General features: G+C 74.4%; 20 protein-coding genes and 1 tRNA gene. 6 read left to right on the forward strand and 15 right to left on the reverse strand.

Annotation, left to right across the window (positions count from 1 at the left end; genetic code table 11):
* Positions 1-38: 38 nt before the first annotated feature.
* On the reverse strand, positions 39-821 hold the full coding sequence (locus Cba03nite_RS08565) for an alpha/beta fold hydrolase (RefSeq protein WP_203743833.1): 783 nt from the start codon (positions 819-821) through the stop codon (positions 39-41).
* Between the two features lie 90 nt (positions 822-911).
* Here Cba03nite_RS08565 and Cba03nite_RS08570 point away from each other — a divergent pair, with 90 nt between their 5' ends.
* Positions 912-1,922: a LysR family transcriptional regulator gene (locus Cba03nite_RS08570; protein ID WP_203743835.1), complete on the forward strand. Its 1,011-nt coding sequence runs from the start codon at positions 912-914 to the stop codon at positions 1,920-1,922.
* A gap of 101 nt (positions 1,923-2,023) precedes the next feature.
* Here the strand turns inward: Cba03nite_RS08570 and Cba03nite_RS08575 are convergent, their stop codons facing one another.
* From Cba03nite_RS08575 to Cba03nite_RS08605, 7 genes are all read right to left on the reverse strand, one after another.
* Positions 2,024-2,782: an arginase family protein gene (locus Cba03nite_RS08575; RefSeq protein ID WP_203743837.1), complete on the reverse strand. Its 759-nt coding sequence runs from the start codon at positions 2,780-2,782 to the stop codon at positions 2,024-2,026.
* Positions 2,783-2,874: 92 nt separating this feature from the next.
* On the reverse strand, positions 2,875-3,525 hold the full coding sequence (locus Cba03nite_RS08580; RefSeq protein ID WP_203743839.1) for a DUF7003 family protein: 651 nt from the start codon (positions 3,523-3,525) through the stop codon (positions 2,875-2,877).
* A gap of 30 nt (positions 3,526-3,555) precedes the next feature.
* Positions 3,556-4,896, reverse strand: coding sequence for a HEAT repeat domain-containing protein (locus Cba03nite_RS08585; RefSeq protein WP_203743841.1), 1,341 nt, complete (start codon positions 4,894-4,896; stop codon positions 3,556-3,558).
* Positions 4,897-4,980: 84 nt separating this feature from the next.
* Positions 4,981-7,464: a glycoside hydrolase family 127 protein gene (locus Cba03nite_RS08590; RefSeq protein WP_203743843.1), complete on the reverse strand. Its 2,484-nt coding sequence runs from the start codon at positions 7,462-7,464 to the stop codon at positions 4,981-4,983.
* A 251-nt stretch (positions 7,465-7,715) separates the two neighbouring features.
* The gene (locus Cba03nite_RS08595; RefSeq protein WP_203743845.1) at positions 7,716-8,951 is read right to left on the reverse strand and encodes an ankyrin repeat domain-containing protein; all 1,236 of its coding nucleotides are present in this window, start codon (positions 8,949-8,951) and stop codon (positions 7,716-7,718) included.
* 28 nt (positions 8,952-8,979) lie between these two features.
* Positions 8,980-9,052, reverse strand: a tRNA-Arg gene (locus tag Cba03nite_RS08600).
* A gap of 86 nt (positions 9,053-9,138) precedes the next feature.
* On the reverse strand, positions 9,139-9,813 hold the full coding sequence (locus Cba03nite_RS08605) for a hypothetical protein (protein WP_203743847.1): 675 nt from the start codon (positions 9,811-9,813) through the stop codon (positions 9,139-9,141).
* Positions 9,814-9,962: 149 nt separating this feature from the next.
* Between Cba03nite_RS08605 and Cba03nite_RS08610 the strand changes: the two genes are divergently transcribed.
* On the forward strand, positions 9,963-10,220 hold the full coding sequence (locus Cba03nite_RS08610) for a hypothetical protein (RefSeq protein ID WP_203743849.1): 258 nt from the start codon (positions 9,963-9,965) through the stop codon (positions 10,218-10,220).
* 10 nt (positions 10,221-10,230) lie between these two features.
* Positions 10,231-11,445, forward strand: a complete 1,215-nt coding sequence (locus Cba03nite_RS08615) for a cysteine desulfurase-like protein (protein ID WP_203743851.1) — start codon at positions 10,231-10,233, stop codon at positions 11,443-11,445.
* Positions 11,446-11,449: 4 nt separating this feature from the next.
* Here the strand turns inward: Cba03nite_RS08615 and Cba03nite_RS08620 are convergent, their stop codons facing one another.
* Together Cba03nite_RS08620 and Cba03nite_RS08625 are read right to left on the reverse strand one after the other, a co-directional pair.
* Positions 11,450-12,301, reverse strand: coding sequence for a metallophosphoesterase family protein (locus Cba03nite_RS08620; RefSeq protein ID WP_203743853.1), 852 nt, complete (start codon positions 12,299-12,301; stop codon positions 11,450-11,452).
* 47 nt (positions 12,302-12,348) lie between these two features.
* A complete protein-coding gene (locus Cba03nite_RS08625) occupies positions 12,349-13,329 on the reverse strand; it encodes a helix-turn-helix transcriptional regulator (RefSeq protein WP_203743855.1) in 981 nt (326 codons plus the stop codon).
* Between the two features lie 49 nt (positions 13,330-13,378).
* On the opposite strand from Cba03nite_RS08625, the gene Cba03nite_RS08630 reads away from it, so the two are divergent.
* Entirely contained in the window at positions 13,379-14,119 is a 741-nt protein-coding gene (locus Cba03nite_RS08630; protein ID WP_203743857.1) for an SDR family NAD(P)-dependent oxidoreductase, read from the forward strand.
* Between the two features lie 6 nt (positions 14,120-14,125).
* On the opposite strand, the gene Cba03nite_RS08635 is transcribed toward Cba03nite_RS08630, so the two are convergent.
* Entirely contained in the window at positions 14,126-14,779 is a 654-nt protein-coding gene (locus tag Cba03nite_RS08635; protein ID WP_203743859.1) for a response regulator, read from the reverse strand.
* The gene (locus tag Cba03nite_RS08640) at positions 14,776-15,954 is read right to left on the reverse strand and encodes a sensor histidine kinase (RefSeq protein WP_203743861.1); all 1,179 of its coding nucleotides are present in this window, start codon (positions 15,952-15,954) and stop codon (positions 14,776-14,778) included. The genes Cba03nite_RS08635 and Cba03nite_RS08640 overlap by 4 nt, the downstream gene beginning before the upstream one ends.
* A 157-nt stretch (positions 15,955-16,111) precedes the next feature.
* Between Cba03nite_RS08640 and Cba03nite_RS08645 the strand changes: the two genes are divergently transcribed.
* Positions 16,112-16,825 carry a DUF2306 domain-containing protein gene (locus Cba03nite_RS08645; protein ID WP_203743864.1) on the forward strand — a complete coding sequence of 238 codons (714 nt, stop codon included), beginning with the start codon at positions 16,112-16,114 and terminating at the stop codon, positions 16,823-16,825.
* Here Cba03nite_RS08645 and Cba03nite_RS08650 read toward each other — a convergent pair.
* Positions 16,797-17,459 carry a hypothetical protein gene (locus tag Cba03nite_RS08650; protein WP_203743866.1) on the reverse strand — a complete coding sequence of 221 codons (663 nt, stop codon included), beginning with the start codon at positions 17,457-17,459 and terminating at the stop codon, positions 16,797-16,799. The two genes, Cba03nite_RS08645 and Cba03nite_RS08650, sit on opposite strands and share 29 nt — an antisense overlap.
* Before the next feature lie 120 nt (positions 17,460-17,579).
* Here Cba03nite_RS08650 and Cba03nite_RS08655 point away from each other — a divergent pair, with 120 nt between their 5' ends.
* Positions 17,580-18,557, forward strand: a complete 978-nt coding sequence (locus tag Cba03nite_RS08655) for a hypothetical protein (protein ID WP_203743868.1) — start codon at positions 17,580-17,582, stop codon at positions 18,555-18,557.
* Here the strand turns inward: Cba03nite_RS08655 and Cba03nite_RS08660 are convergent.
* On the reverse strand, positions 18,517-19,338 hold the full coding sequence (locus Cba03nite_RS08660; protein ID WP_203743870.1) for a peptidoglycan-binding protein: 822 nt from the start codon (positions 19,336-19,338) through the stop codon (positions 18,517-18,519). The two genes, Cba03nite_RS08655 and Cba03nite_RS08660, sit on opposite strands and share 41 nt — an antisense overlap.
* Positions 19,339-19,429: 91 nt before the next feature.
* Positions 19,430-19,900, reverse strand: a complete 471-nt coding sequence (locus tag Cba03nite_RS08665; RefSeq protein WP_203743872.1) for an ATP-binding protein — start codon at positions 19,898-19,900, stop codon at positions 19,430-19,432.
* Positions 19,901-20,194: the final 294 nt, after the last annotated feature.

Genomic DNA, 20,194 nt, shown 5'->3' on the forward strand with positions numbered 1-20,194 from the left:
AGCGCGGTGGGAGCCTCGATCATCGCCGAACTGCTGGGCTAGCGGGAGAGCCAGTCGGTGAGGATCGCGTCGACCTGGGCGGCGTGGGCGGTCTGGGGGGCGGCCTCCAGACCGGGCTCCTCGGCCAGGGCGTGACCCAGCCCGGGGATCGTGACCAGGGAGGCGGTGGCCGGCAGGGCGGCCCACAGGCGCGCTGAGGGATCGCGGAATGCGTCCTTCTCGTCCTCCTCCCCCACCACCATCAGCAACGGCCGGTCGATCTCCCCGGCGCGGGCCACGAAGTCGAGCCGCTCGGCAGCTGCCCGGCTCGCGTCGCTCCAGGTGTACGGCATCCCGAAGCGGCGCGAGTTCGCCTCCACCAGCTCGAACAGCTGCACCGCCGGGCTGACCAGCGCGACCCGGTCGATCGCCAGGCCGCTGCCGGTGAGCACCCGCAGCGCGGTCATCGAGCCGATGGACCCGCCGAGCAGGCTCAGCGGCCCGTCCGTGCCGAGCTGCGTACGCAGCTCGGCGAGCGCGGCCGGGAACTCCTCGGCGGCCTGCCGGGTGAGCGGCTCGAACAGGTTGAGCACGGCGTCCTCCATGACGAGCTTCATCAGCTCGTCCGGCCCGCCGGGCAGGGACCGGGCGCCCGTCAGGGGCAGGCCGAGGTACACCCGCCAGGCGTTGAGCCCGTGCAGGGGCAGCGCGGCGGCCATGGCCTCCTCGCTGCGCGGCGGGTCGAGCAGGTGCCAGGCGACCAGCAGCGGGCTGTGGGCGTTAGGGGTCTCGGGCGGCAGGGCGACGTACGGCACTCCGGCCGCGGTTCCGGTCAGCGTCATGCGATCCAGTCAACCGGCCGGGACAGGCCCACGTCGAACAACCATGCGAACGGGGTGGACAACCGTCGGTTGTCAGGCCAGGCTGGCCCGATGGATCTGGATCTGGCGCAGGTACGCGCGTTCGTGCGCGCCGCCGAGGAGCTGCACTTCGGGCGGGCCGCGGCGGGGCTGTACCTGACCCAGCAGGCCCCGTCCAAACGCGTCGGCCGTCTGGAGCAGGCGCTGGGCGAGCGCCTGTTCGAGCGCGGCGGGCAGCGGGTCGAGCTGACCGAGGCCGGTGGGCGGTTCCTGCCGTACGCCCGCGAGCTGCTGCTCCTGGCCGCGCGCGCGGCACAGGCGGCCCGGCCGACGGTGCTGCCGCTGAAAGTGGACGTGTGGGGGCCGGTGCACCGGCCGCTGTCGCTGCTCGGCGAGCTGGTGTCGGCGTACCCGGACCTGCTGCTGGAGCTGAGCATGCGGCGCGGTCTCGGCTCCGCGCTGGAGGCGGTGGCCCGCGGCGATCTCGACGTGGCCTGGGGGCGCGTGCACGACCTGGACATGCCCTGGCCGGCTGGGGTGCACCGGCGGCTGGTGTGCCTGGAGCCGATCGCCGTGGGCGTGCTCGCCGGGCACCCGCTCGCCGGGGCCGGGTCGGTGGGCGCGGCGGAGCTGGCCGAGTACGGCCTGTGGATCCCGTTCGAGGACCGGCCGCCGGAGCTGACCGGCCTGCTGCGGGCGTACGCGGCGGCGCTGGGCGTGCCGCTGACCGGCACCGCGAGCAACCTGGGCGTCGAGCACACACTGGCCGAGCTGCGGCGACGGCCGGAGCGGGTGACGCCGCTGGGCGCATGGTGGCAGCTGCCCGCCGACGTGGTGCGGATACCGCTACACCCGACGCCGTATCTGCCCTGGTCGGTGGTGTGGCGGGCGGACAACCCGCACCCGCTGCTGCCCCGCCTGCTGAAGCTGCTGCCCGGGCCGGGCGCGATCCGGTTCGACCCCGCACACGACTGGCTGCCCGACGCCGACCGCGCCGACCTCCCCGCCGCTCCCACCGCGCGCGCCGGGCGCCCACCACGCCAGCCCGGCTCGCCCCGGTCACCACTCGCCCCACGGCGATGATCGCGAGTTCGTGTCACAAGCTCGGGTAGAACCGCAGGTTCCGACACGAACTCGCGATCATCCCTGCTCTCGACGAAACTGTGCCCTCCCGAGGCGGACGGTCAGCGGGCGGTGAGTTCGGCGAGCAGGCGGGCGCGCAGGCCGGTGGGGTCGGCGCCGCCCGGGTGCCAGGTGCAGGCGACGTCGATCGCGGCGACGCGGCCGGTGTCGAGCACCCGTCGCGCGGCGGCCAGGACGTCGTCCGCGGTCGGTCCGCCGGGCACGGGGAAGCGCAGGCCGGCCAGCTCCCCGGAGTCGATCACGTCGAGGTCGAGGTGCAGCACCAGCGGCCCCGGCGGCAGGGTCTCGCCGGTCAGGTCCGCGACCCCACTCCGGCGCACGGCCGCGCTCGAAAGGTAATCGGCCTCCGGCGGATCCAGGTCCCGGGCGTCGACGAGCACCGCACGGTCCTCGGCGATCGGTCGCAGCCCGATCCGCTGCGAGATCAGCTCCGGCCGGTAGCCGACGATGATCCGCAACGGCATGCCGCCGACGTACCCGGACGCCGTGGTCTCCAGGGTCTGCACGTCGCCGTGCGCGTCGAACCAGACGATGCCCGGATCGATCCCGGCCTGCTGCAGCCCGGCCATGGTGGCCAGGGACACCGTGCAGTCGCCGGACACGACGACCGGCACCGAGCCGGTCCGCGCGGCACGGGCGACCTCACGCGACACCGAGGTGTAGAGGCTGCCGAGCCGCCCCCAGACGTCGCCGCCGGGCAGGTCCTCGGTCACCGCGGTGACGTCGAGGTGCGGCGGCAGCGGCAGGTCGCGATCGGGCAGTCGTTCGTCGAGGTGGTACGGCACGAGGATGATCGCCACGACACCGACGTTACCCGACCGGCCCCCACCATGATCGTGACTGGACGGACGGTCCATGGGCCGGGACGGCCCCGCCTCCATGGCGGCCGGCGTCAGAGCGTCCCGGACTCCGGCCAGAACGACCAGTGGGTGTTCGGCCGCTGAGTGGGCCGGTACGCCGCCACGTCGCCGTCGGCGAGCACCTGGGCGAGCTGCTGGAACGTCTCGGTCTGGCTGGGCAGCTGGTCGTGGCGGGCCGGGTCGCGGTGCCACCACTCCTGCAGCACCAGGACCCGGGGCAGGTCCTCCGGCAGCCGGTGCCGCAGCTCCTGCTCGTCGGCGAGCAGCAGGTCGCGGTACTCGGGCACGAGCCGGCGCAGGACGTCCCACAGCTGGTCCCCGGCCTCAGCCCGCGCCAGGAGGGTCTCCCCGCGCACCACGACCGGGACCATGCCGCCGCGGCCGCCGGGCTGCCCGACGTGCTCCAGCGCGTGCATGTTCTCGATCCGCTCCAGGAAGTCGCCCGCGCCGTAACCGGGGGCGCCGCCGGTGAGGCAGTTGCCGAAGCAGTGCAGCACATCGATGACGTTGCCCGCGCGGGAGTGGTAGCCGACCATCTCGATGACCATCGCCCAGCGCTGCTCGTCGCGGTACGCGTGCAGCCGCGCGTCGATCGCGTGCAGGTAACCGTGATCCGGGTCGGCGAAGTGGAAGGCGCGGGCCGCGGCGTCGAGCTGCGTCAGGACTTCGTCGGTCGTGGTCATCGGCTGACGGTACCCGGTCCGGGCCACCCGTCAGATCTCCAGCGCGCCGGGCGCGGTGCCGTACGCCCGCCCGCACGCGGTCAGCGCGAGCACCGCCCGCCCGGTCATGCGGGTGTGCGGGCCGAACGTGCTCGGGTCGGCCGAGGTCGCGGCCGCGATGTCGGTGGCATGGCAGGTCTGCGGGATCGCGTGACGTTCGGCCAGGTCGGCACGGCGGGCTGCCCAGGCGCCGGGGTCGGCGGGGTCGACCCCGGCGTAGGCGTCGGCGGGCAGGTCCGGCTGCTCGCCGGGCAGCAGGAAGCCCTCCTCGGCCGGGTGGCGCGGGCCGCACCGCTCCCCGTCGGCCTCGAAGTAGCGCAGCACGGTGCCGTGCTCGGCCAGGCACCACACGGTCCAGCCGTCCGTGCACGCCATACCGTAGAGGTGGGCGGCGCCGAAGCGAGCGCTGAGCCTGGCGCAGAGGTCCCGGGCCGCCCGGGACCACGAGCCGGGGTCCGTGGCGTGGGCGAGCGCGGTGGGCAGGCCGAAGACCAGGGTCCAGCCGTCCACGGCCGGGGTGACGAAGACCCGCGCGTGCAGGCGGTGGCCCATGGTGGCGGCGTCGGCGTGCTGGTCGTGCCACCAGGCGGCGGTGCCGAGGCGCAGGGTGACCGGCTGCGCGTCGGACAGGTCGAGCGCCGCCAGCACCGCCGCCTGGTCGGTGGTGGGCAGCGCGAGCCACGTGCCGCACGGGCGCATCGGCTCCGGCTGCTCCGTGCGTGACTTGATGCGGATGAGCCGGGCCAGCGCGGCCCGGTCGCGCTCGGCGATCACGGCGGGGTCGATGCCGGCCAGCGCGGTCAGCGCCGCGAGGCGGCAGCGGCCGGGCCCTCCGGCACGGATACGCAGCAGGGCGGGCACCGCCTGCGGGCCGAGCGCGGTCACCGCCGCGACGGCGTGGCGGCGCACGTCGGCGTCGGGGTCGCCGAGCAGCTCCAGCAGGGCTGTGGCGTACGGCAGGGCCCGTGCACCGGCATGCCGCAAGCCGATGGCCGCCTGCGTCCGGACGCGGGGGTCGGGGTGGGACAGGGCTTCGGCGTACGGGGTCAGGTCGTCCAGGCGCATCCAGCTCAGCGCGAACCGTGCGGTGCGGCGCACCTGCCGCACCCGGTGGCGGGTCATGACGTCGGTGAGCGGGGTGAACGCGGGCGCGCCGATGCGGGCCAGCAGGGCGCCGGTCACGGTCCGGTCGACGCGCGGCGGGGTGCGGCACAGCTCGTCGACCAGGGCGGGCACGGCGGCCGCCCCGGCTCGCACCAGCGCCTGCTCGGCCGCACACTGAACGGCCTCGTCGGCCGAGGCGAGGTCCTCGATCAGCGCAGCGTTCCACATGGGACGCCAGGCTACGCGCGTACCCCGACAATCCGCCTCCGCCGGTCGCGGGCCCGCCCAGGGCCGCGACCGGCGGGGCCGGGCTCAGAGGCCCGAGGAATAGAAGCCGGACACCTCGGACGCGGTCAGCACCCGGCTGTACACGCGGAACGAGTCGACCGCACCGTCCAGGTACGGGTCACCGCTGTACTGCGAGCGGCCGATCCAGTTCTGCGAGGTGCTGCCCAGCGACGCCGGGGTGAGCGTCATCGCCGGGTTGCGGGCCACCTCGGCCCCGTTGACGTACAGGATGCCGACGCCCGCACCGACGGTCACCGCGACGTGCGTCCACACGCCCGTGGGCAGCGCGGCCGGGGCGTTGATGCGCTGCTCGCCGCCGGAGCCCGAGTTGGTGATCGCGAACCGGGCGGTGCCGGAGCTGCTGCTGGGCACGAGGAACAGGTTGGACGTGGTGTTCGAGCCGAAGTCGAACAGCCGCGCCCAGTTGGTCCGGGTGTCCAGCCGCACCCAGGTGGCGATGCTGAACGCGGACGCCCCGGCCAGGATGGCCGACGGCAGCGACACGTACTGGGACGTGCCGCTGAGGTCGACCGCGTTGCCGGTGCGCCCGGCGACCCAGGTCGCGCCCCCGGCCAGGGCGGCCGTCTTCCCGTTGCCGGTGGCGTCGGCGGCGCTGGTGCCCGAGGTCTCGTTGAACAGGTAGTGCGCCACGAACGCGGGCAGCGGCGTGGTAGTGGTGACGTTCCAGTAGACCGTGTAGCGCTGGCCGTGCATCTTGTAGAACGGCAGCAGGGTGACGGTGCCGGTGGAGGCGCTCGCGGTGAACTGCAGCGGGGTGGCCGTCGCGGCGATGGTCGACGGGTTGAGGGTGGGCAGGGCGGACAGGTTCGTGGTGCCGTACGCCCCGGCGAGCACGATCGGGCCGTACTTGACCGCCTGGGTGGTGGCGCTGTCCGGGGTGGACTCGCGCACCAGCGCCATCGGCAGCGCGACGTCGACCACGTCCCCGGTGGCCCAGGTGCGGGTGATGACGGCGTACGAGCCGGGCGTCACCCCGCTCTGCACGGTGCCGTTGACCCGGATGCTCGCGCCGCCGGCCCACGCGGGCACCCGGACGCGCATCGTGAACGTGCCCGACCCGGCCGTCACCGTGAGCCTGCTGGACGGCGCCTCCGGGAACGTCGTCTCCTGCCGGATCGTCACGCCCTTGGCCGCCCAGGTGAGCTGCGAGGCGATGAACAGGTTGACGTACAGGTCGTCACCGGAGTGGAAGTAGATGCTGTCGCCGTACTTCGTGTTGGTCTCCATGCCGGTGCCGTGGCAGCAGGTGAAGTTGCCGTAGTCGTTGCTGTAGGTCTTGATGCCGCCGGCCCGCAGCGGGATGTAGTAGCTGTGGAAGCCGTGCGAGGAGTTCGGGTCCTGCGCGCCGAGCAGGTGGTTGTACAGCGCCTTCTCGTAGTAGTCCATGTACTCGGCGGCGCGGGCCGGGTTGGTGAAGACCAGCAGCCGGGACAGCTTGAGCATGTTGTACGTGTTGCAGCACTCGCAGGTGCTGTCGGACAGTTCGCTGGCGATCCGGTTGGGGGCCTTGAAGTACTCGCCGTTGGAGTTGCCGCCGATGGCGTAGGTGTGCCGGCCGACCACGATGTCCCAGAAGTTGACCGCGATGTCGCGGTAGCGGGTGGTGCCGGTCGCGTGGTACTCCCGGATCGCGCCGATGACCTTCGGGATCTGCGTGTTGGCGTGGTAGTTGTTCAGCGCGTCCGTGTTCGACGCGAGCGGGTCGAACACCTCCGCGTGGTCGAAGTGCTGCGCCGCGGTCAGGTGCGCGCTGTTCTCGGTGAGCTGGTACAGGTTGGTCAGCACCTCGTTCATGCCGCCGAACTCGGTGTCGAGCATGTTCTGCCGCTGGGTGAGGGTGAGCCGGTCGTTGCGGAACTTCACCCAGGACGCCATCGCGGTGAGCACGGTCAGCGCCTGCGCGTTGCCGGCCAGCAGGTGCATGTCCAGCAGGCCCGCCATGATCTTGTGGAGCGTGTAGTAGGGCGCCCAGACCTGCTGGCGGGCCTCGACCCGGTCGATGAAACTCTCCGGGTACGCCGACAGGTAGCCGGTGTTGTAGCCGGCCGTGACGGCGCGCGCCTGGCAGATCGCGAGCTGCGCGACCAGGTAGTCGCCCTTGGTCTTGAAGCTGGTGGTGCCGGTGCTGGCGTACGCCTGGGCCAGGCCGGTCAGCACGTGGCCCATGGAGTGCCCGCGCAGCTCGGTGGTCGGCGACTCCCAGCCGCCGCACGCGGTCGCCGAGGAGCTGAGGCCGTAGTTGAGGCGGAAGGTGTGCAGCAGCCGGTCGGCGTCGAGGAAGTTCAGGTAGCTGTGGGTACGGCCGGTGTTGCTGAGGAACGGGCCGCTCAGCAGTGTGACCGCGCCCAGCGGGAACGGGTGGACGGATGTGCCGATGTCGGTGCGGGCGGCATGGGCGGGGGACGCGGGCAGGCTACCGGCGACCGCTGCGGCTGCGGCGCCGACCGCGCCGGCACGCAGCACGGTACGGCGGGACAGTGCGGACATCTCTTCGCCTTTCTCGGGGACGGGGCGGTGAGAGCGAAGTGTCCGAGCGATACGACGATGTCCTACGAAAACCCTTTCGGCAAGATGTCCGGGTGTTAACCGAAACCTTTCGGCGGGGCTGGGCGTCGCGGTGGCCGGGGATGATCGCCGTCTCGTGTCATGATCTGCGGCTGGACCGCAGGTTCTGACACGAACTCGCGATCATCCCCAAGCCGCCCACCGTCGGCACCGACGCGTGAGGCGGCCCCCGGTCAGCCCAGGGGGGTGCGGATCTTCGCGACCGCGTCGTAGCGCAGCGCGGGCCGCAGCTTCGCGGGCAGCCGGCCGTAGCGGTCGCGCACGTCGGGGTCGGCGCCCGCCGCGAGCAGCGCCGCCACGAGTTCCCGCGCGTCCGCCTCCTCGGCATGGTGCAGGGGTGTGCCGCCCTCCTTGTCGGCGCCGTTCACCGGCAGCCCTGCCGCGAGCAGCCGGGGCAGCAGCAGCTCGTGGTCCAGGTGGGACAGCGTGTGCAGCAGCGTCCCGCCGCTGCCCTCGGCCACGGCCGGGTCGAAGCCCGCGTCGAGCAGCGCGATCACCACGTCCGCGCGCCCGTGCCGCGCGGCGCGGTAGAGGTCCGTGCGCTGCCAGCGCAGCCGCTTCGGCAGCCGCCCGTGGCCGGTCTGCCAGGCCCGCAACGCGGCCGCGCAGCCCTGCACCGGGCCGCCGAGCGCGCCGAGCGTCAGCTCCCGCTGGATCTCCTGCGGGGTGTGGTCCAGGGCCGCGAGCCGACCGTCGCCCACCCGCATGCGATGCCAGCGCCCGGTGCAGCGCACCATGACCTCGGGCAGGTCGAAGCGCACGGGCCCGGGACGCTGCTCCTGCCCCGGCCGCACCGCGCCGAACACCAGCGGGTGCAGGTCGTGGGCGCTCGTCAGGCCGGACTCCAGGCAGGCCGCGTCGCCGAGCGTCTCCAGGTCCCGGGACTCGTAGGCGGCCCGCCGCTCGGCGACCGCCTCGGCGTCCCAGCACCACAACGGCAGCGGGGTCCAGTAGTTCGGCAGCCGGGACGCGTCGGTGACGCCGAGGTGCAGCCCGCGCCGCTCGTCCGGCGAGGCCGGGCCGGTGATCACGAGCAGCGGCCCGTCGAGCAGCTCGATCAGGCGCTGGGGCTCCCGCCGGAAGTCGGCGCCCCGGGGACGGTGCACGTGGACCCGCCGGGTCAGCACCAGGACCCGCCCCCAGTGGTATCGGTGCAGATGGTCGGACGGCAGGAAGACGCGTAGCAGGTCGGGGGCGAGGCGGCGCAGGTCAGCCGCGATCTGCTCGGCGGCGGTGAGGCCGTACTCGGCGCGCACTTCGGTGAGGTCGAGCGACGGCGTCAGCCCGGCGGCACGGCAGGCGCCCGCCCAGTCACCCGCCTGGCGCAGGCGGGTGCACTCGGCCACCACATCCGGGGCCGGGTGGTGCAGCGGCAGCCGGATGAGGTGTTCCCGCCGCTGGTCGGCCATACCCGCTCCCCTGTCGTCGCCGTGGGAGCGGGGCCGGCCGGATTCGCACCGGCGTCCTCCCGATTCGCAGTCGGGCGCGACGACTTCTGCGCTACGGCACCGCTCGGCGGGCAGTCTAGCCACGGCGGGCGGTACGGGCGCGGCTCGGTTTCCGGGCTCCGCGCACGCTTGGGCGATGCCGGGCCGGTCAGCCGCGCAGCCAGGCGCGCCAGGAGGCGGGGGTGACCGGGGCGGCCGGGTGGTCCAGGGCCGAGCGCAGGTAGCCGGCGCGCAGCCGGACCAGCCCGTCGAGGTCCTCCTCGGCCCAGTCGATGATCATGCGGACCGACGGCCCGTGCAGGACGCGGGCGACCTTGACGTAGCCGAGGTCCTCGCAGCGGTGCTCGCGGCGGAGCGCGGCGTCGACCAGCCCGAGCAGGTCGCCGTGGGTCTCCGGGGTGGGCCCCAGCGCGGCGAGGGTGCGCAGCACGTGCCGCTTGGCCGCCCAGCTCTTGCCCAGCGCCGCCCACTCGTCCGGGTACTCGGTCTCCCAGCGCAGGTAGAGCACCGCGTGGCGGGTGAACGGGGCCAGCTCCTCCAGCGCGACGCCGCCGGAGAGGTAGTGCCAGATCGGGGCGGCGAACATGCGGCCGTACGCGTCGCGCATCGCGGCGTGGACCTGGTCGTACTCGGCGAGCAGGCGCATCGGATACCCGCCGCCGCCCTCGGCGGTCCGCTGGCGCACCATCCGCACCCAGGCGTGGTGGCGCGCCCACTCCTGCTGGTAGCCGCGCTCGCGTTCGATCGCCGCCCGGCGCCGGTCGGGGTCGGGATGCACGACGTCGAACGTCCAGGCGAAGTCGGTGAGCTGATCCACATGCACGCGGCAAGGTTGCCAGCCGCGAGCCCGATCGCCAACAATCTGAGCCGCATCCGACCACCCTGAGCAGCAGAGACGCACATCAGGCGATTGACTCATCACTCTCAGTGGCATCCGGCCGGGCTCCCGGGCAAGTCACCAGGCCCCTAGGCGTGCTGGCGCCGTTCCCCATCGCGACCAGCGTGGTGGCCGCGTTCGTGCTCGCCCGGCAAGGCTCGGGCCAGGCCGTGCACACCCTGCGCGGGGTCCTCCACGGGCTGGTCGGCTTCGCCGTCTTCTGCTTCCTGGTGGCGGTGCTCGCCGAGCCGCGCGGCACCGCGCTCGCGTTCGGCGTCGCGCTGGCGGCGACGCTCGGCGTGCAGCTCGGCTGGCAGGCGCTGCGGCGGCGGACACAACCCGAGCCGGGTTAGAGTCGCCGCCATGGCGTTCGACATCACGAGAGCCCGCGCGGCCTACCCGGCCCTGGGCGAGGGATTCCGGCACTTCGACGCGGCAGCGGGCTCGCTGGTCGCCGAACCCGTGGCGCGGGCGGTGCACGCCGTCCACACCGGGGCGGTCGCCAACCGCAGCGACGCGTTCGCGCCCGGCCGCCGCGCGCTGGAGATCGTCGCCGAGGCCCGGCGGGCCGTGGCGGACCTGCTCGGCGCCGACCCGGCCGGCGTGATGTTCGGCTCCAGCGCCACCTCGCTGACCTACCTGATCGCGCGGACGGTCGCGGCGAGCTGGCAACCCGGTGACGAGGTCGTGGTGTCCCGGCTCGACCACGACTCCAACGTCCGCCCGTGGGTACAGCTGGCCGCCGAGCGCGGCGCGACCGTGCGCTGGGCCGAGTTCGACCCGGCCACCGGCCAGCTGCCCACGGAGCAGTACCGGGCGCTGATCGGCGAGCGCACCCGGGTGGTCGCGGTGACCGCCGCCAGCAACGCCATCGGCACCAGGCCCGACGTGCCCGCGATCGCCGCGCTGGCGCACGCGGCCGGGGCGCTGGTGTACGTCGACGGCGTGCACGCCACCCCACACCAGCCGACCGACGTCGCCGCGCTGGGCGCGGACTTCTACGTGACCAGCGCGTACAAGTGGTCCGGGCCGCACCTGGCCGCGTGTGCCGCCGACCCGGTGCTGCTGGAGACGCTGCACCCGCTCAAGCTGCGCCCGTCCAGCGACGCCGTGCCCGAGCGCTTCGAGCTGGGCACGCCCAGCTTCGCCTCGCTCGCCGGGGTCACCGCCGCGGTCGAACACCTGGCCACGCTGGACCCGGCCGCGACCGGCTCCCGGCGGGAGCGGCTGCTCACCTCGCTGGCCGCGGTACGCGACTACGAGGCCGGCCTGTTCACCGGGCTCGTGGACGGCCTGGCCGGCATCGACGGGGTGACCCTGTGCCCGGCGCCGGACGACCGCTGCCCGACCGTCTCGTTCCGGCTCGGCGCGCAGCACCCGGCGGCGACCTCGGCGATGCTCGGCGACCAGGGCATCTGCGCGTTCGCCGGGGACTACTACGCGTGGGAGTACTTCCAGACCATGGGCCTGCGCGACTCCGGCGGCGCGGTGCGGGCCGGCATCTACCACTACACGACCGCCGACGACGTCGAGGTGCTGCTGGAGGCCCTGCGCACGGCGGCCAAGGCGGCCCGCTGACGGGTCAGTCGAAGCCGCTGGGCACCGATGCGGCGGTGAACACCCGCCGCATCGGCTTCGGGTCCGTGCCGTGCCGCCCCCACTCGCGCGGGTAGCCCAGCGACACCTCCTCGAAGCGCACCCCGTCGTAGTGCGTGGTGCGCGGGATGTGCAGGTGGCCGTAGACGGCGACGGCGGCGTGGAACCGGACGTGCCAGTCGGCGGTGCGCTCGGTGCCGCACCACTGCGCGAACTCCGGATACCACATGATCTCGGTGGGCTGGCGGACCAGCGGCCAGTGGCTGACCAGCACCGTGGGCAGGGCGGGGTCGAGAGCGGCGAGGCGCTGCTCGGTCTCGGCCAGCCGGGCCCAGCACCACGACTCGCGGTCCGGGAACGGGTCGGGGTGCAGCAGCATCTCGTCCCGGCAGACCACGCCCGCCGCGTACGCCTTGGCCAGCGACTCCTCCTTGGTGCTGGTGCCGGGCGCGCGGAACGAGTAGTCGTACAGCTGGAACAGGGGCGCGATCACGGCGGGACCGCCCTGCCCCTGCCAGACCGGATACTCGTCCTCCGGGGTGACCACGCCGATGTCACGGCACATCCGCACCAGCTCGGCGTAGCGCGCCACGCCGCGCAGCTGGACCGGGTCCGACGGCGGCGTCCACAGCTCGTGGTTGCCCGGCACCCAGATCACGTTCGCGAAGCGGGAGCGCAGCAGCCGCAGCGTCGCCTCGACGTCGGCGAACTGGTCGCCCACGTCCCCGGCGACGATCAGCCAGTCCCCGTCCGACTCCGGCCACAGCCCGTCCACGACCCGCTTGTTCTCCGCGTAGGACACATGTAGGTCACTGACCGCGAGCAGAGATGTCGTCACCGTCCGAATCCTTTCAGGACCGGCCCAAGGAAAGGAAGGGCACCTTCTTAACGGACGTCCGTTAAGAAGGTGCCCTTCCTTTCCTCCTGCCCGGTGCGGCGCAGGGCGGCGGGGCCGATCCCGTGCCGGGCCGTGAAGCAGCGCGTCAGGTGGGCGTGGTCGGTGAACCCGCACGCCGCGGCGACCTCCGCCAGTCCGAGGTCGGTGCGCTGGACCAGGCCGCGCGCGATGCCGACCCGGGTCTCGATCGCCAGCTCGCGCAGGCCGGTGCCCTCCGCGGCCAGGGCGCGCTGCAGGCTGCGGGACGAGGTCGCCAGGCGCGCCGCGACCGCCTCCAGCCGCCAGGAGCGGGCCGGATCGGCGGCGATCATGTCACGAACGACCGCCGCCGGCGACTGCGGAGATGGCGGTCCGCCGAGGTCGAGCTCCCAACCGGCGAGCCTTGACCCAGCCGCGGACGCGACACCTGCCGGCGTCGCGGCGGCCGGCCGGGTGCCGCCGGTGCGCATGAGCTTCGCGGTGGGGAGCCGGACGCTGCCGGACAGCAGGAGCGTGACCTTCGGGCGGCGGCCGGTGCAGGCGCCGACGAGCACCTCGTGGACGGCGGCCGTGAACAGGCTCTCTGCGGGGTTCGGCGGGTGTCCGAGCAGGGCTCGATGCGTGACGGTGAGCAGATCGCCGTCCAGGCGCAGCTCGGTCGTGTGGCCCACGTGGTAGCGCAGCTGGATCGAGGGCAGCAGCGCCAGCAGCTCGGGCAGTGCGCCACGGTCGATCATCTCGGCGACGTCGCCCTCGCGTGGGCGGTCGAGCAGATGCCCGGCGGCGCCCGTCAACGCGGGCCAGCCATGTCCGGCCAGCTCGGCGAGCAGCCGGTGGTGCAGGCGTTCCGGCACCGGCGCCCCGGTCGCCTGGAGCCGGGCGACCTCCTCGGCGGTCGCGCCGGGGCCGTGGCGGCGTACGCCGAGCAGCGCGGCGCGGGCCAGGTGCGGGTGCACGGTGCGCTCGTGCCCGGGGACCCGCAGCTGCATGGCGGAATCGTACAAGCCGACCGGCGCCCTCCCCGGACAGTCTTGCCGCATGGACTTCCACGGAACACGCGCACTGGTCACCGGCGGCACCAGCGGCATCGGCGCCGCACTGGTCCGGCAGCTCGCCGAGCGGGGCGCGCTGGTCGCGACGTGCGGGCGCGACGAGGGCCGCCTCGCGGAGACGACCGGCCGTGCCGGGGTGACCGGCTGGGTCGCCGACCTGTCCGGCCCGGCGGGCAACGCCGAGCTGGTCGCGCGGGCCGCCGAGGCGCTCGGCGGGCTCGACGTCGTGGTCGCGAACGCCGCCGTGCAGCACCAGCAGTCGTTCACCGGCGGCTGGTCCACCGCGGACAGCGCCGCGGTGCTGGCCGAGCTGCACACCAACCTCGCCGGGCCGATCGCGCTGGCGGGCGCGGCCGGACCGCACCTGCGCCGGTCCCGCGGGGTGTTCACCGCGCTCACGTCCGCCCTGGCCTACTCACCGAAGAAGGGCGCGCCCGTGTACTGCGCCACCAAGGCCGGGCTGGCGGTGTTCCTGCGGGCGCTGCGCTACCAGTGGGAGGACGAGGCGGCCGGGGTGTGCGTGCAGGAGGCGCTGATGCCGCTGGTCGCCACGCCGATGACGGCGGGCCGCAACGACGGCGCGATGAGCCCCGACGACGCCGCCCGGCAGATCATCGCCGGGATCGCGCGCCGGGTGCCGGTGGTCGCGGTGGGCAGGGCACGGCCGTTCCGGGTCGTCCGGCGGCTCGTGCCCGGGGTCGCCGACGCGATGCTGCGCGACGGCTGACCGCGTTCACCGGGCGGTGAAGCCGCTCCGGTAGGCCCACACCACGGCCTGGGTGCGGTCGCGTACGCCGAGCTTGCCGAGCACGCTCTTGATGTGGGACTTCACCGTCTCCAGCGAGATGTACATCGCCTCGGCGATCTCCGCGTTGGACTTGCCCGCGGCCAGAGCGTCCAGCACCTGCGCCTCGCGGTCGGTGAGCCGGGCCGCGGCCGCCGCCGTGCCGCCGGTGCGGGCCAGCCGGGTGGCCGCCTCGCGCAGCAGCCGCCGGGTCACCGCCGGGGCCAGCAGCGCGTGCCCGGCCGCGACGGTGCGGACACCGGCGACCAGCTCCTCCGGGGTGGCGCGTTTCAGCAGGAAACCGTCCACCCCGGCGGCGATCGCGGCGTCGACGACCTCGTCGTGGTCGAACGTGGTCAGCATCAGCACCCGGGGACGCGGCGGGGGCCAGGAGACGATCTCGCGACCGGCCGAGGTCCCGTCGTGTACGGGCATGCGTACGTCCATCACCACCACGTCGGGGCGGGACGCGCGGGCCGCCGCGACCGCCTCGCCCCCGTCGGCGGCCTCGCCGACGACCTCGATACCGGGCTCGGCCGCCAGCAGCGCGCGCAGCCCGCCCCGCACCATGGCGTCGTCGTCGGCGAGCAGCACCCGGATCACGGCCGCACCGCCACGGCGGCGGGCAGCGCGGCCCGCACCCGGAAGCGGCCGCCGACCGGCCCCGCCTCGAACGAGCCGCCCTCCAGGCGCGCCCGCTCGTGCATGTTGATCAGGCCGCGCCCCGGGACCGGCGCGGACATCGGCGGCACCTCGTTGCCCACCTCCAGCACCACGGTGTCCGCGAGCTGCGTGACCTCCACGGTCACCGGGCCGTTCCTGCTGTGCCGCAGCGCGTTGGTGACGGCCTCCTGGGCGATGCGGTAGAGGGCGCGCTCGGCGCTCGGGGACAGGGCCACGTCGGCGGGCTTCAGCACCACCTCGCGCCCGGCCGCGCGGACCCGGTCGGCGAGTTCCGCAAGGCCGGTCAGGGCCGGTGCGGGCCCGTCCGCGCGGCTGACCGCGGGCTCGCCGCCGGGCGACGATGCCGAATCGGGGTGCAGCACCCGCAGCAGGCGGTCCAGCTCACCGAGCGCGTCACGGCCCACCGTCTCGACGTGCGCCAGCGCCTGCTCCGCGAACTGCGGGTTCTCGGCGAACACGCGCCTGCCGACGCCGGCCTGCATGACCATCACGTTGACGGCGTGCCCGAGCGCGTCGTGCAGCTCCTCGGCCAGGCGGCGGCGCTCCCGGGCGACGACGCGCTCGGCGGCCTCCGTACGCTCCCGGGCCAGCGCGAGCACCCGCAGGTGCGCGGCCTCGGCGGCGGCCCGGCGGCTGCGCGCGGCGTCCCCGGCGACCGTCGAGACCAGGAAGCACATGGCGATGCCGAAGTAATCCAGCGTGCCGACCGCGCCCCGGTCGGCGACGGCGAACCCGGCCACCGACAGGCACGTCAGCAGCACCGCCACCGCGCGGCGGCCCCAGTGCTCGCCCAGCGAGAAGCAGGTGAACAGGGCGATCCAGGCGGGCCACTGCACCGTCATCACGGGGTAGCCCAGCACCGCCGCGAGCGGCACCATCGCGCCGGTGGCGGCGAGCACCGGCAGCGGCGCGGTCCGCCGCAGCGCCAGGGCGAGCGGGGCGACCCCGCTCAGCGCCGCCCCCACCACGTCGACGGGCCGGTAGGGCGGCCCCACCGGCAGCAGCAGCGCGGCCGTGACCGAGACCGCGGACAGGCCGGCGGCCAGCCACAGGTCGGCCACCGGCACGCGCCGCAGCGCTTCGGGCAGTCGCATGGCCGCCATCCTGCCCGACCGGCCGCACCGGGCGGCAGGCGTACGACCGGAAACCCCTCGCGTGAGGGAGACCGGATCCCTGTCGCGAGTGGAGACCCGGGCACGCCGGGCTGCCTACGCTCAGGCCGACCGGACGGCCGAGCACAAAGGACTCCTCATGGTGACGACCAGCCTGCCCACCGAACGCCCCAGGTCACGCGGCCGCGCGGCCGGATTCTGGTGGCTGGCGCTCACGGCGGTGGCCATCGCGGCCTTCGCGCCGCTGCCGTACCTCAGCACCTCGCTGCGCGGGCTCGCGGCGCAGGACGACGCGTTCGCCGCGAGCTACGCCGCGCTGCCGGGCTGGGCGCAGGCGGCCTTCTACGTCCACATCGTCTGCGGCGGGATCGCGCTGGCGCTGTCCCCGCTGCAGCTGGCCGCGCGGATCCGGACCCGGCTCCCCCGGCTGCACCGGGTCAACGGGCGGATCGTGGCGCTCTCGATCCTGCCGGCCGGGCTGGGTGGCCTGGTGCTGGCCCCGTCGAACCAGGCCGGCCTCATCGGCACGGCCGGGTTCGGGCTGCTCGCGGTGCTGTGGATCGGGTTCGTGGGCGCCGCGGTCCGGGCCGCCCGGCGGCGGCACTTCGCCGCCCACCGGCGCTGGGCGGTGCGCACGTTCGCGATGACGTACGCGGCGGTGACGCTGCGGCTGTGGCTGGGCGTGCTGACCCCGGTGCTGGCCGGGTTCGGGATGGACCCCGAGGCGGCGTTCGAGCTGGCGTACCACCTGGTGCCGTTCCTGTGCTGGGTGCCCAACCTGCTGCTCGCCGAATGGCTCCTGCGCCGCCCGACGGTGCCGGTGGTCAGCCGGACAGGCGGCGCAGGCGCTTGAGGAAGGTGTCCCGGGCGGTGTCCTCGAGCAGGTCGGCGCCCTCGGCGCTGACCAGCTCGATCTCGGCCAGCTGCAGGTCCAGTTCGGCCTGGATCGCGGGGTGGGCCAGCTCCCAGGCGAGCGCGTCCACCTCGGGCGGGCGGCGGCGCGGCCAGGCCCGGTCGCCCGCGGCGTGCACGGCGGCGGTGTCGAAGCCGCGCCAGCCGGTCCAGGTCGCGAACTCGACGCAGCCGTGCAGGTAGCACTCGGCGGCGTAGAAGGCGGCCAGCGCGGCGTTGCCGGGCATGTCGGTGGGGTCGTCGCGGCGGCGGTCGGCGAAGTTGGGGCTCAGGTAGAAGCAGCCGACCGCGTGGGCGAGCTCCGGTTCGGCGGTGGCGTCCCCGGACAGCCCGCGCCAGACCATGTCCAGGGCGGGCCGCCAGTCGGTGGCGTACGCGGCGCGCTCCCGCGCGGGCAGGCTCTCGTGCTCGTGCAGCAGCCGCTCGGCGACGACCGCGGCGTACGCGGCGCGCTGCAGCCGGGCCAGGTGCTCCAGCAGGGAGCGCACGGTCGCCCGGACGTCGAGGAAGTGCTTGAGCCCCAGCTGGTCCAGGTGCTCGCGGACGACCTCGTCGTGAATGGCATCGCGTACCACATGTGTATTATGCCCTGATTTTCGAATAGCGGCCGCGAAACCGGTCCACGCTCGGCGGCCGGGCACGAATACCGAAAAGGATGATCACCAGCGGCCGGACGGCTCTCTACGATCATGGCCGTGCCCGCGGATCTGGACCTCTCCCCGCTGCTGGTCGGTGTCGGCCTGCTCGTCTTCGGCCTCTATCTCAACCGGAACGCCATCCGCGAACGCCGCCTCACCCGGCGCCTGCGCCGCATCACCCGCCGCGCCGACAGGCTGTTCGCGCGTGAGGACGCCGTGGCGGCCACGCGGCTGCGGCAGGACACGGCCCGGCTGCGCCGCCGCACCGCGGACGCCGTGCTGCCCTCGCTCGCCGAGGCGCTGCTGTGGCACGCCGACGAGCACGGTACGGCCGGGCGGATGAGGTCCGCGCTGGCCTACGCCGAGGAGGCCGCGGCCACAGCCGACCGTTACGCCGAGCGCGACCCCGGCGCAGCCGTCCGGCCCAACCTGACGCTCGGCCGCATGCTGGCCGTGCTGGACGACGACCGGGCCGCGCTGCCGCGGCTGCGGCAGGCCCACGCCTACGCGCGCCTGGACCCCGACCGCGATCCGGCCACCGACATCCAGCGGGTGCTCGTCGCCGCGAACCTGAGCCTGGTGCTGCGCCGCGCCGGCGCCGTGGACGAGGCCGTGCAGCTGGCCCGCTGGGCCGTCACCGTCGACCGTGGCCTGGACCACCGGGATCTGCCCGCGTTCACCGGGGCCGGCACGGCCTACGCGCACCTCGCCCTCGCGCTGGCTCTCGCCGACGCCGGGCAGGACGGCCGCGCCGCCGCCGAGGAGTCCCGGCAGGTGTGGCAGACGCTGATCGAGACCGGCGCATTCGCCGAGGACGAGACGGACGGGCCTGCCTACGCGCGCTACGCGCTGGCTTACACGCTGCGCCCGTTCGACCCCGCCGCTGCCGCGGCGCACGCCCGCGCCGCCGCCGTCGCGGCCGAGCGGCTGCACGCCCGGACGCCCGCCCGCTACGCCCGTCTCCTCACCCAGGCGCAGGCGCTGGTGCGCAGCCTCAGCGCGCCCGCTGGTACTCCTCCCAGGTCACCTTCGTGACCTGCGGGCCGTCGTCGGGGCCCCGATTGGCCAGGCCGTTCATGCCCAGGTAATAGTCGCCGGCCTGGTTGCGGGCGGGGGTCGACAGATCGGTGTCGGCGAGCGCGACCGCGTGGATGTGGTACGGCCAGTTGCCCTGCGACGGGGTACGCAGCCAGGCGGCGAAGCCGACCTCGCGCAGCCGCCGCACCGACGCCGTGCGCTGCGTGCTGGTCAGCCCGGTCACCGCGAGGTCCAGCGCGCCGCCGCCGTCGTGCGTGCCGGCCGACGTCGGGTCCTCCCCCGGGCTGTAGGAGCCCTGGGTGATGGTGAACTGCCGGCCGAGCAGCCGTTCGGCCTCCAGCAGCATCGCCTTGGTCCGGGCGTTGACCGGCACGCCGCGCCAGGTCGACACCGTGCCCGGGGACAGCACCCGGGTCAGCGTGAACCGGCCCTCGCCGAGCAGCCGCAGCGAGGTGGGGCCGGGCAGGCCGGTGGCGTCCAGGCCGGTGTAGCCGAGCGAGCGCTGCCAGGCGGCGTACGCGTCGATGGTCCGGGTGCCGAAGTGGCCGTCGGCGTACGCCGCGGCCAGCAGGCCCTTCGCCTGCAATGCCTGCTCGACGAGCAGCACGCTGTCGCGGCTGCCGGGGGTGATCGCGGAGTCGGCCCGGCGCGGGTCGATCTGCGCGGCCTTGACCACGGCCTCCATGTCGGCCGTGGGCAGCGCGGCGGCGGGTGTCGCGGCCAGCGCGGACCCCGCGGCGGCGAGCCCCGCCACGATGAGGCTTCTTCTGGTGGGCATGCGCACTCCCGGCGGTGAGACGGCACCGGGCGGTGTCCCGGCCTGTGCGCGCGACGCTAGGCGGGCCCGCTACACCAGCGGTACACAGCGGCTACAGGCGCGGCTCACCGGCGTCCTCCGGCGGGCGGGCGGGTGCGGGTCCGGCCGCTCCGGGCCGGGGCGCCCGCCTGAGCACGAGCCGCCACACGGTCCGGCCCGGCCTGCTGTAGCAGAGGAACTCGTCACACACCTGCCCGGTGATGTAGAGCCCCCAGCCGCCCGCGGCGGTGGGGTGCTCCACGGGCGCCCGGACCTCGTGCCGGAACGATCCGTTGTCGGTCAGCTCGGAGATGACCTCGTCCCCGTCGGTCCACACCCGCATCACGCCGCCGCCGACGGTGTGCCGCAGGGTGTTCGTGACGACCTCGCTGACCGCCAGCCGCAGCCCGCGTACCCGGTCCGGCGGGAGCCCCGCCGCGAGCGCGTGGTCGCCCACGAAGTCGCGGACGGCCGCCAGCTGCGACGCGCTGCTGAAGGAGATCGTGGCCACGTCCCACGGCGGCTGCTCGAACGGGGTGCTCACCTTGCGCACATCTCCTCCACCCTGCCCATCGGCATCCTGGTGCGATGTCGGGCGGACAGGCCGGCAGCGCTCGGCGGCTCTGCTCGCGATCGGGCGGGGTGCGACGGCACCTGTGGTCCGGCCCGCGCCCGGAGCATGAGCAACATACATGATCCGTGCCCGGTGAACGGGACGCGCCGCTGTCCGGTGCGCCCTCCGGCGGCCGGACGCGCAGTTTCCCGCCCGGCCAGGATGTCGCAGCTGCACGGGATCACTTGGCGCCCCTGCCCGGCAGGACCGCGTCCCAAACCTGGT

It is taken from the genome of Catellatospora bangladeshensis, assembly GCF_016862575.1.
Taxonomy (GTDB): domain Bacteria; phylum Actinomycetota; class Actinomycetes; order Mycobacteriales; family Micromonosporaceae; genus Catellatospora; species Catellatospora bangladeshensis.

Coding starts and splice junctions, on each gene's coding strand:
- Cba03nite_RS08565 (WP_203743833.1), bottom strand. CDS start 821: ATGACGCTGACCGGAACCGCGGCCGGAGTGCCGTACGTCGCCCTGCCG.
- Cba03nite_RS08570 (WP_203743835.1), top strand. CDS start 912: ATGGATCTGGATCTGGCGCAGGTACGCGCGTTCGTGCGCGCCGCCGAG.
- Cba03nite_RS08580 (WP_203743839.1), bottom strand. CDS start 3,525: ATGACCACGACCGACGAAGTCCTGACGCAGCTCGACGCCGCGGCCCGC.
- Cba03nite_RS08585 (WP_203743841.1), bottom strand. CDS start 4,896: ATGTGGAACGCTGCGCTGATCGAGGACCTCGCCTCGGCCGACGAGGCC.
- Cba03nite_RS08590 (WP_203743843.1), bottom strand. CDS start 7,464: ATGTCCGCACTGTCCCGCCGTACCGTGCTGCGTGCCGGCGCGGTCGGC.
- Cba03nite_RS08595 (WP_203743845.1), bottom strand. CDS start 8,951: ATGGCCGACCAGCGGCGGGAACACCTCATCCGGCTGCCGCTGCACCAC.
- Cba03nite_RS08615 (WP_203743851.1), top strand. CDS start 10,231: ATGGCGTTCGACATCACGAGAGCCCGCGCGGCCTACCCGGCCCTGGGC.
- Cba03nite_RS08625 (WP_203743855.1), bottom strand. CDS start 13,329: ATGCAGCTGCGGGTCCCCGGGCACGAGCGCACCGTGCACCCGCACCTG.
- Cba03nite_RS08630 (WP_203743857.1), top strand. CDS start 13,379: ATGGACTTCCACGGAACACGCGCACTGGTCACCGGCGGCACCAGCGGC.
- Cba03nite_RS08640 (WP_203743861.1), bottom strand. CDS start 15,954: ATGCGACTGCCCGAAGCGCTGCGGCGCGTGCCGGTGGCCGACCTGTGG.
- Cba03nite_RS08645 (WP_203743864.1), top strand. CDS start 16,112: ATGGTGACGACCAGCCTGCCCACCGAACGCCCCAGGTCACGCGGCCGC.
- Cba03nite_RS08660 (WP_203743870.1), bottom strand. CDS start 19,338: ATGCCCACCAGAAGAAGCCTCATCGTGGCGGGGCTCGCCGCCGCGGGG.